The organism is Armatimonas sp. (genome assembly GCF_964826245.1).
Genome location: NZ_CBAYMC010000262.1, coordinates 1 through 5,589, shown reverse-complemented (window position 1 = coordinate 5,589; position 5,589 = coordinate 1). Strand labels below are relative to the sequence as shown.

3 protein-coding genes are annotated in these 5,589 nt (G+C 60.6%); all 3 read left to right on the top strand.

What is annotated here, in order from left to right; all coding sequences use genetic code 11:
• Positions 1-1,021: OmpA family protein (locus AC1XOS_RS19090; protein ID WP_481963809.1), on the top strand; the 1,021-nt coding region annotated here is incomplete at its 5' end.
• Positions 1,022-1,034: 13 nt separating this feature from the next.
• A complete protein-coding gene (locus tag AC1XOS_RS19085; RefSeq protein ID WP_481963808.1) occupies positions 1,035-1,952 on the top strand; it encodes a hypothetical protein in 918 nt (305 codons plus the stop codon).
• A 365-nt stretch (positions 1,953-2,317) separates the two neighbouring features.
• On the top strand, positions 2,318-5,566 hold the full coding sequence (locus tag AC1XOS_RS19080; RefSeq protein ID WP_481963807.1) for a glycosyl hydrolase: 3,249 nt from the start codon (positions 2,318-2,320) through the stop codon (positions 5,564-5,566).
• Positions 5,567-5,589: the final 23 nt, after the last annotated feature.

The window sequence follows — 5,589 nt, the reverse complement described above, 5'->3', positions numbered from 1 at the left end:
CTTGACGCGCGATGGGCTCATTGGACAGCCTGGCAAGACAGACTGGAGTGTCGGGGTGGACGGGCTTGATGTCAACCTCTTTGGCCCCACCGACACCGCAACCCGCGCTCAGTCCATCGTCCAGAACGAGCTATCGGCGCATGTACCCTGGTTCTTTGACGTCAATCTCTTGGGGCAGAGCGGTGCAACGCCCTCACCTACACCCAGCGCTTCGCCCAAGCCTGCGACAGTCGCGACTGCCGGGAATGCGACCGGACTGGTTCAGGTGCTCAGCTACGAGGGCATTCACTATGTCCGTGGGGTCTATCCCGACGATGCCAGCCGTCAGGCGGCAGTGCGAGCTGTTCAGGCAGCCTTTGGGGGGACGGTCAAAGACGAGACCACTCTGAGCGGCAGCGGCGGCGAGTTCGGCTGGCCTGAGCAACCTCTTAAGACTCTCGCAGCTTTGAAGCGTGTTCGTAACCTAGAGCTTTCCGCGGGCGGTGATGTGGTTACTCTGGCAGGTCTGGTCAGCTCGGATGCGGAGCGCCAGAAGCTGGGAGCGACGATTAAAGCCACGCTTCCATCGGGGGTGACTCTGGAAAATCAGCTCACTCTTGCCGGGGAGCCACGCCTTGTGCCAGAGCCTTCCAGCGCGTCTGCCCTCTCCGAGACAGAGCGCCAGAAAGCGCAAGCGCAGCTCAATGCCGTGGTGGCTTCTGGGGAGGTTCTCTTTGCCACCGCAAGCTCCCGTATCAAGCCCGAGGCCTATCCCTATCTCAACCGGATCGCCGAGGCACTCAAAGCGCAGGCGGGGGCGACGGTCGTTGTCGGAGGCCACACCGATGGCGAGGGGGACTCTGCGCCTAACCGCCTCCTAAGCCAGAAGCGCGCTGACTCCGTCCGTGCCTATCTTGTCTCCCGTGGAATCCCCTGCATTCATCTCTTTGCAAGAGGCTACGGCTCCTCACAACCTATCGCTTCTAACGCCACCGAAGAAGGCCGACGACGTAACCGGCGCACGGGCTTTACGGTACGCTAACGAAGGAATCGCTATGCTCCATTTCCTCTCTTTTATCTGGATATATCTCCTCCTCGCCGCCGTCACGGGGTACTTGCTGGCCCTTGGGTGGCTAGGGCGCAATCGCTCCTCGGCGGTAAAACCCGAGCAGGATACCAAGCTACAAAAAGACTTGGACAACACCAAGCGCAGCTTGCTAGAGCGTGACAAGCAGCTCGAAACACTCAAGCAAGAGCGCGACCAGCAGCTCGAAGCCCTGAAAGCCGAGCTCTCGACAGCCAAGACCGACCGGGATCGGGTTCGCGCCGAAGCTATTCCGCTCAACGCCCGCCTTGACGAGCTAACCCTCAACCTGGAAAGATCCGAGAAACTCCGTGTCGCTGCGGAAGGCAAGGTTCAGACTGTCGAGACAAAGACCAAGCTCACCGAGACAGGCCCCAAAACACTTGGGGCGCTTGAGGCAATCGCCGGAGAGCGCGACCAGCTAAAAGAGGCCCTCGCCAAAGCGCAAGACCAGCTTGCCGCTCACACCCAGGCGCTGACCCAAGCTAACACCAATATCCAGACCGCTAACGCGACCATTCAGACCGCGCAGGCCCAGCTCAATGCCCAAGAAACCCGCCTTCAGCAGCAAGCTGCAGAGCTGACACGCCTTCAGACTGCCCACACGGCGACTACAGCGACCCTAACGACAGCATCAGGGCTCGCAATTGCCGCCGTGGAACAAAATCGCGAAGATGATCTCAAGGAGATCATCGGAGTCGGGCCGTTTATTGAGTCCAAGCTCAATACCCTGGGAATCCACACCTTCAAGCAGATCGCCCTTCTTTCGCCGGAGATGCTGGAGCAAGTCGCGGAGCATATCGAGCACTTCCAGGGCCGCATTGGCCGGGAGAACTGGACGGAGCAGTGCAAGGCACTTCACTTCGATAAATACGGCGAGAAAATCTAGAAAACCCACTCTGAAAGCCGGGAAGTTATCCCGGCTTTTTCTTTTTCCAAATTTAACAAACATTGGCTTGCTTTTCAAAAAAATGCTGAGTGTTTCAGAGATAGGGCAGGGCCTGGTTGACCTCTGCCGCGAAGGCAAGTTTGACGAAGCAATGGCGGCGTACTACGCCGAGGGAATCGTCAGTGTGGAAGGCGACGGCTCCGAAGAGTGCTCTTGTGAGGACAATCACAGAGCACTTCTACCAGTGCAACGCTGTCTCCATTCTCTAAAAAAATCGCTTCATCGGTGATTGAGCGCTTCTCTCAACCAGAATTGCTTTGTTGGGCGAGGCAGGTAGAGGCACTTTCCGTGCCGAATCTCTCACTATGAACCGACGTGTGTTTCTCGCTTCCAGCTTTGCCCTCGTGGCCACTCCAACTCTTGCCCAAGAGAAAGAGAAAGAGAAAAAAGAGCAACGAGAGAAGAAAGCGCCTAAGGCCATGCCAATGCCGCCGGAGGTGCTGGTTGCCACCGACTTCCAGACGCCGCCGCTAGCGGCGCGGCCTCATACCTGGTGGCACTGGATGAACGGCAATATCTCGGAGGAGGGAATCACGGCGGACTTGGAGGCGATGGCGCAGGCGGGAATTGGCGGAGCGCAGATCTTTAATGTCGATCAGGGAATTCCGCTGGGGAAAGTGCTCTACATGACCCCCGAGTGGCGACAGGCGATGGTGCACGCCGCCAAAGAGGCCAAGCGCCTTGGGCTGGAGCTGTGCTTTCACAACTGTGCGGGCTGGTCGAGCTCGGGCGGCCCCTGGATCACGCCCGAGTTTGCGATGCAGGTACTTACTTGGTCAGAGACTGCGGTTACGGGTGGGAGCAAGCTGACGCTGACCCTAAAAGAGCCGACGAAGCGGGAAAAGTACTACAACGATATCGCGGTGCTGGCGGTGAAACTTCCGGCAGGGGGCGACATGGCACGCCTAGAGAATATCCGCGCCAAGGCCCTCTTTGACCGAGGCGGCGATGGGCTTGGGCTGAATGTGAAGGGTGTGGCGAGCGAGGGAGCCGCCACCGAGGGTGCGATTCCCGGGGACAATGTCACCGTCTTGCAGTGCACCGCCGACGGCAAGCTGACCTGGGATGCCCCCGCAGGCGAGTGGCTGCTGCTGCGCATGGGCCACACTCCCACCGGCGCAATAAACTCCCCCGCGCCTGAGGCAGGTCGTGGCCTGGAGTGCGACAAGCTCAGCCGCGAGGCCATCGAGCTGCACTGGGAGAAAGGGGTCGCGCCGGTACTTGCCGACATGGGGCCGGAGCTGGTGGGCAAGTCGTTTAACAATGCGCTGATTGACTCCTACGAGATGGGAAGCCAGAACTGGACCCCGAAGCTACGTCGCGCCTTTATCGCTCAGCACCGCTACGATCCCCTGCCGTGGATGCCCGTGGTAACTGGGCGCGTGATCGGGAGCCCGGAGCAGTCCGAGCGCTTCTTGTGGGACTGGCGCCGCACGATCGCGGATCTCTTTAGCGAAAACTACGCGGGGCGCTTTAAAGAGCTCTGTCACGAGAACAAGATGCAGTTTTCTATTGAGCCCTACGGCAACGGCCCGTTTGACAATCTGCAAGTTGGCATGCAGGGCGATATTCTCATGGGCGAGTTCTGGGTGCCGGGGGGAAGCGCAGGCGAGACGGTAAAAGTGGCGGCGAGCTGTGCGCACGTGATGGGTCGCAAGATTGTCGGGGCGGAGTCGTTTACGGCGGGCGAGTTTGAGGGGCGCTGGCAGGTCGAGCCCTATGGGATCAAGGCACTGGGCGACCGAATGTTTAGCCAAGGCGTCAATCGCTATATCTTCCACCGCTACGCCCACCAGCCCTGGCTAGACCTCAAGCCAGGCATGACCATGGGGCCGTGGGGCTCACATTTAGAGCGTACCCAGACCTGGTGGAAGCAAGCCACGACCTGGCTGACCTATGTCGCGCGCTGCCAGCACTTGCTTCAGTCAGGGCGCTTTGTGGCCGACGTTCTGACGTTCTGCGGCGATGATGCCCCCAATGATCTTTACCGCCCGAGCCTGCCGCCCGGCTACGACTACGACGGCTGCGACCGCACGGCGCTGATGACTGCTAAAGTGGACAAGGGCGAGATTGTCTTTCCATCGGGTGCACGCTACAAAGTCCTCATGATCCCTGACTCGATCTGGCTGACTCCGCAGACCGCCGCCAAGCTGGTCGAGCTAAGCAAGGCGGGCGCGAAGATTGTCGGGCGTAAGCCCGAGAAGTCCCCAAGCCTGGTGAACTATCCCGCGTGCGATGCCCAAGTGAAAGCCTTGGGCGCGCAGCTCACGCTCACCACGCTGGAGGCCGCGCTCCCCGCACCCGATGTTGCGCTGCCTAAGGGGACTCCGTTTGTTTGGCTGCACCGCAGCACGCCCGAGGCCGAGATCTATTTTGTCAGCAACCAGCGCTACACGCAGCAAAAAGCCACAGTGGGCTTCCGCATCGCAGGCCACGCCCCTGAGCTCTGGCACCCGGAGACCGGCACGACCGAGTCGGCACCGCTCTGGACGACCGACAAAACCCACACCAATGTCACGCTGGCCCTTGGCCCCGCCGAGTCGGTCTTTGTAATCTTCCGCAAGGGCAGCAAGCCCGGCAAGAGCTTTGCAAAAGTCGAGCGCACCGGCGGCCCAGCACAAGTTGCCAAACCGCCCGTGCTTGAAATCCTCTCCGCACGCTACGAAGCCGTTGACGGTGCCGGCGGGGCGGACGTGACCGCGAAAGTGAAGGAGCTGGTGGCCAAGGGTGAGGTGGAGATTCCCGCCTCCAACGCCCTCTTCGGCGACCCGATCAACCTCCATGTCAAGCACCTCCGCATCTCCTACACGCTCGATGGCAAGCCGCTAGAGAAGACGGTCGGGGAGAACCAGACACTGGTGCTGCTGGGTAGCGGCCCGGACAACGCCCTCCCCGAGTTCACGCTCACAGGCGGCAAGCTCCTGGCCTACACGCCCGGCACCTACACCTTCACTGACCCGCGTGGCGCGCTCAAGCAGCTCTCAGCTCCCGCGCTCCGTGAGACCCCCCTCACCGCTTGGGAGCTGACCTTCCCCGGCCAAGAGCCACGCACGCTCGAAAAACTCAGCTCCTGGACCGAGTTCACAGAGCCCGATGCCAAGTACTTCTCCGGCACTGCCACCTACAAAACAAGCTTTACTGTCACGCCCAATCCCACCCGTGCCGTCATCCTCGACCTGGGAATCGTCAAGAACTTCGCCGATGTGCTCCTCAACGGCCAGCCCATCGCCACTCTTTGGAAAGCCCCGTGGCGCTTAGAGATCACCGAGCTGGTGCGCCCCGGCAGCAACACGCTGGAGATAAAAGTCACCAACCTCTGGGTGAACCGCTTGATCGGCGACGAGCAGCTACCGCCCGAAGAAGACGTCGAGTGGACCGGCAAGACCGGCCCCATCAAAGCCTGGCCCAAATGGCTTATCGAGGGCACACCCCGCCCCAAAACCGACCGCGTCACGTTTACCACCTGGCGCTACTGGACCAAAGACGACAAGCCCCTCGAATCCGGCCTCCTCGGCCCCGCCCGAATCTTGCAGGTTCCTGCTCTACTGTTCTAAAAGCTTAGGCTTGCATGCGGCGG

Bases quoted from the DNA above. Each gene is read 5' to 3' on its own strand.
- AC1XOS_RS19085 (WP_481963808.1), top strand. From the start codon at position 1,035: ATGCTCCATTTCCTCTCTTTTATCTGGATATATCTCCTCCTCGCCGCC.
- AC1XOS_RS19080 (WP_481963807.1), top strand. From the start codon at position 2,318: ATGAACCGACGTGTGTTTCTCGCTTCCAGCTTTGCCCTCGTGGCCACT.